The 4318-nt window shown below is 37.4% G+C and carries 3 protein-coding genes and 1 pseudogene; 2 read left to right on the forward strand and 2 right to left on the reverse strand.

The window, feature by feature from the left end; genetic code table 11:
- Both AACY61_RS09495 and ileS read right to left on the reverse strand, forming a co-directional pair.
- Positions 1-171, reverse strand: a pseudogene (locus AACY61_RS09495) (TraR/DksA family transcriptional regulator); the annotation flags it as partial.
- A gap of 5 nt (positions 172-176) precedes the next feature.
- The gene (ileS, locus tag AACY61_RS09500) at positions 177-3581 is read right to left on the reverse strand and encodes an isoleucine--tRNA ligase (RefSeq protein WP_339611336.1); all 3405 of its coding nucleotides are present in this window, start codon (positions 3579-3581) and stop codon (positions 177-179) included.
- Between the two features lie 256 nt (positions 3582-3837).
- On the opposite strand from ileS, the gene AACY61_RS09505 reads away from it, so the two are divergent.
- Positions 3838-4101: a hypothetical protein gene (locus tag AACY61_RS09505; protein ID WP_339611337.1), complete on the forward strand. Its 264-nt coding sequence runs from the start codon at positions 3838-3840 to the stop codon at positions 4099-4101.
- Positions 4101-4318: hypothetical protein (locus tag AACY61_RS09510; protein ID WP_339611338.1), on the forward strand; the 218-nt coding region annotated here is incomplete at its 3' end. The genes AACY61_RS09505 and AACY61_RS09510, both read left to right, overlap by 1 nt.

Raw genomic sequence — 4318 nt, forward strand, 5'->3', positions numbered from 1 at the left:
AAAAGCTTTAAAAGTAGGTGAGGTATCATCAGTGCCATTATCACCATCATTCATGTAGGCGCTTTTTATCAGTTCTAATTGCTCTTGTGCTTTTTGAATTTTATCTACTATAATTGTTCTAAACTCTTCTAGCTCAGCGTCGCTGTAACGTGTTTTTGTGTCTTCGCTCATGTTCTTTATACTTTTTTTATTACCAATTTGGTTTCTATATCGTCAAATTTTATATCAACCCCTTGTTGAAGTTGATCAGCTAATTGAAGTGAATCTGCAAGGGTTTCAGTTTTGATATAAGTCGCATTGTTTTTAATAGCGTTACTTATCAAATCACTTTTTTGAATTGAAATTTCAATTTTATCTGTCACTTCAAACCCTGAATCTTTCCTGAGGTTTTGAATGCGGTTTACAAGTTCTCTGGCAATACCTTCATTTCGCAACTCATCTGAAATTGTAATATCTAAAGCAACTGTTATAGCTCCACTATTTGCTACCAGCCAACCTTCAATATCCTGAGAACTTATTTCAACTTCAAGGCTCTGCAAAGTAATACTTTTTCCGTTAATTTCTATGTATATTTCACCATGTTGTTCAATTTCTTTTATCTGATTTTGGGTGAAATTTATTATCGCATCTGCCACTACTTTCATCTCCTTGCCAAATCTGGGGCCAAGGACTTTAAAATTGGGTTTTATTTGTTTAACCAAAATACCTGATCCCTCGTCAATCAAATCAATTTCTTTGACATTCACTTCAGATTTTATTAAGTCGGCTACTGCTAAAATTTCTTCCCGTTGTGCTTTATTCAATACCGGAATCATAATTTTTTGGAGTGGCTGTCGCACCTTGATTTTCTCCTTTTGACGTAAGGATAATACCAATGAGGAAATGGTTTGGGCTTTTTGCATTTTGCTTTCTAGTGATTTATCAATGTAAGAAGCATCAAACGTTGGAAAATCTGCTAAATGTACTGAACTTGCAGCATCCTTTTTAACAACCGAAGCAGTCAAATCCTTATACAATCTGTCCATAAAAAACGGAGCTACAGGAGCACTCAATTGAGCAATATTCACCAAACAAGTGTAAAGAGTTTGGTAAGCAGAAATCTTATCCCTTCCATAATCCCCTTTCCAGTAACGTCTTCTGCTTAATCTCACAAACCAGTTACTCAGGTTTTCCTGAACAAAATCTGAAATCGCTCTTGTGGCTTTTGTAGGCTCATAATCGTTATAATAAGTATTCACTTTTTCAATCAAAGTATGTAATTCTGAAAGAATCCAGCGGTCAATCTCAGGGCGTTCATTCAATGGTATTTCTGCTTCAGAATAATCAAACTTATCCAGATTGGCATATAAACTAAAAAAGCTATACGTGTTATAAAGCGTTCCAAAAAATTTGCGGCGTACCTCAGCAATCCCTTCTATGTCAAATTTAAGATTATCCCACGGATTGGCATTACTAATCATATACCAGCGTGTAGCATCTGGGCCATAAGTAGCAATCGTTTCAAAAGGATCAACGGCATTACCTAATCGTTTGGACATTTTTTGACCGTTTTTATCTAGAACGAGACCGTTTGAAACTACGTTTTTATAAGCCACATCGTCAAATGTCATTGTAGCAATGGCGTGCAGTGTATAAAACCAACCACGAGTTTGGTCAACACCTTCAGCAATAAAGTCAGCTTTTCGCCAGGTCTTTTCAACTTTTTCCTTGTTTTCAAACGGATAATGCCATTGTGCATATGGCATACTGCCCGAGTCAAACCAAACGTCAATCAAATCACTTTCACGCTTCATTGGTCTTCCGCTTTCGGAAACCAAAATGACCTCATCAACATAGTTTTTATGCAGATCAATGTTTTCGTAGTTTTCTTCAGATAAATCACCGGACACAAACTTTGGAAAAATGTCTTTCTCCATTACACCTGCAGTGATGGCTTTTTGGATTTCGCTTTTTAATTCCTCAGTTGAACCGATAACTTTTTCTTCTTTACCGTCATCAGTCCGCCAAATAGGCAACGGAATTCCCCAATAGCGAGAACGCGAAAGGTTCCAATCGTTAGCATTGGCAAGCCAGTTACCAAATCGACCTTCACCGGTTGATTTTGGCTTCCAGTTAATACCTAGGTTCAAATCGTGCATACGGTCTTTAAAGTCGGTTACTTTGATAAACCAGGAGTCTAATGGATAGTATAAAATGGGTTTATCTGTGCGCCAGCAATTTGGGTAACTGTGTACATATTTTTCAACTTTAAACGCTTTGTTTTCTTCCTTAAGCTTAATAGCGATTTCCACATCCACCGATTTTTCAGGTGCAAGGCCATCATCATAATACTCGTTTTTAACAAATTTTCCGGCAAGTTCGGCCATCTCAGGTCTGAATTTTCCTTGTAAATCGACTAAAGGAACCAGATTTCCATTGTCATCTTTTACCAATAATGGCGGTACTTCAGGCTCGGCTTGTTTGGCAACCAAGGCATCATCTGCACCAAAAGTGGGTGCTGTGTGAACGATACCTGTTCCATCTTCAGTAGTGACAAAATCACCCAGAATTACGCGGAAAGCATTTTCAGGGTTGTTGTGAGGTAAAGCATAAGGCATTAATTGCTCATAGCGAATGCCTTCCAGGTCTTTTCCTTTACAATTGGCTGCAATAAAGAAGGGTATTTTTTTATCACCGGCCTTGTAATCATTTAATTTGCCTTCGGTCTCAGCAAGTTGAAATTTTTTATCAAATTGCTTATTTATCAAGGCTTTTGCCAGCACTACATTGATGGGCTCAAAAGTGTATTGGTTGAAGGTTTTCACCAATACATAATCTATTTTTGACCCAACAGTCAATGCGGTATTACTTGGAAGCGTCCAGGGAGTTGTGGTCCAGGCAAGGAAATGAATATCTCCAAAGCCTTGAAGAACCTGAGGCAAAGTGTTGTTTAATGCTTTAAATTGCGCCACCACCGTAGTATCGGTTACATCCTGATAGGTGCCGGGCTGGTTCAACTCATGTGAACTTAAACCCGTACCTGCTTTTGGGGAATAAGGCTGAATGGTGTAGCCTTTGTATAATAAATCTTTATTGTAAATCTGTTTGAGCAACCACCATACTGACTCCATGTACTTGGATTTGTAAGTGATATACGGGTCATCCATATCGACCCAGTAGCCCATTTTTTCTGTGAGGTCATTCCACACATCGGTGTAACGCATTACGGCTTTTTTACAAGCGGCATTGTAGTCTTCAACGCTTATTTTTTTACCGATATCTTCTTTGGTGATGCCGAGTTCCTTTTCAACCCCCAGTTCGATGGGAAGACCGTGGGTATCCCAACCTGCTTTGCGTTGTACTTGAAAACCTTTTTGGGTTTTGTAGCGGCAAAATATGTCCTTAATGGTGCGTGCCATTACATGGTGAATACCCGGCAAACCGTTTGCAGACGGTGGTCCTTCAAAAAAGATAAACGGCTCGTTTCCTTCACGGGTAGAAATACTCTTTTGAAAAATGTTTTCCTGTTTCCAAAAATCCAATACTTCATCAGCTACTTTGGCCAAGTCAAGTCCTTTATATTCAGGAAATTTTTTGCTCATTTTATATGCTTTTTTATAAGGCTGCGAAAATACAAAAAATTAAAAAGCCTAGACGATAAAACTCTTATAATGTGTTACATATTACTACTAATAATCAAAAAAAAATCAAAACTTTAAGAAAATTTTAATACCTTAGTAATGTTCATTTTTCTAGCAAGTCAAAACCCAACCGTCATGAAAAAATCACAATTATTTAGTTTACAGCACCTTAACCCCCCCCCCATTAAATTATTTACATATTATCATTTTATGTATTTTGACTATTAATGGATCTATTTTAACTGCCCAAGAACCGTTTGATGATTTTTGTGGTACACCTCTATCTGAAACCCCTGATGAACCGGGTGTTTATTCTAAGTCTGTTGACCCAGCCTATTTAAATAGCTTTGAACCAGTTTCTTTTAATATTTTCTTTTGGGGAATTGCTGATGATGAGTTAAAACTCTATTGGGCAAATCAAATACACAACTACTTTGGGATTTACACTGGAATGGAACTTTATTTGTTAATGGTATTTTAATGGGTGATCAAATAACCACTTTAAATGTCCCGATTATTCAACCCGGTGAAGAAATCATTTTAGAAGCTGAATGGTTGGTTCCAGATCCTGAAGATTATATAGGCATAAATGTAAATCCATGGCATTTTTGTTTATTGGCACGCATAGAATCTGAAAACGACCCAATGAATATACCGGAAGTTGAATTTTTACCTCATAATGTGAGGAATAACAACAA

It is taken from the genome of uncultured Planktosalinus sp. (assembly GCF_963973675.1).
Classification (GTDB): Bacteria; Bacteroidota; Bacteroidia; order Flavobacteriales; family Flavobacteriaceae; genus Planktosalinus.